1 protein-coding gene is annotated in these 299 nt (G+C 67.6%); it reads left to right on the top strand.

Annotated elements, in window-relative coordinates; all coding sequences use genetic code 11:
- Window positions 1-11 precede the first annotated feature (11 nt).
- On the top strand, window positions 12-299 hold a 288-nt coding region (locus ADK64_RS13425; RefSeq protein WP_267888545.1), incomplete at its 3' end, for a methyltransferase.

Raw genomic sequence — 299 nt, 5'->3', positions numbered from 1 at the left:
GGCTGAAGCTGATGAACAACGTCACCGCCAACATCGACCCCTGGTTCTTCGACCACATCGACATCCCGGCCGGCTCCAGGGTCCTCGACGTCGCCGGCACCCCCGGCCCCGGCGCGATCCCCCCCTACCGCCACAAGGCCTCCCCGGGACTCAGGGTCACCACCTTCGACCTGCCCGACAAGCAGAGCGAGGCACTGGCCAGCTTCAAGGCCGAGGGCCTGGAGGCCCACCTGTCCTTCATCGGCGGCAACGTCTTCGAGCCGATCCCGCAGGGCTACGACACCGTACGGATCAAGCAC

The sequence above is a fragment of the Streptomyces sp. MMG1121 genome (genome assembly GCF_001280015.1).
Lineage (GTDB): Bacteria > Actinomycetota > Actinomycetes > Streptomycetales > Streptomycetaceae > Streptomyces.
The sequence above is the reverse complement of the archived record's forward strand: the minus strand, read 5'-3'. Positions and strand labels throughout refer to the sequence as shown.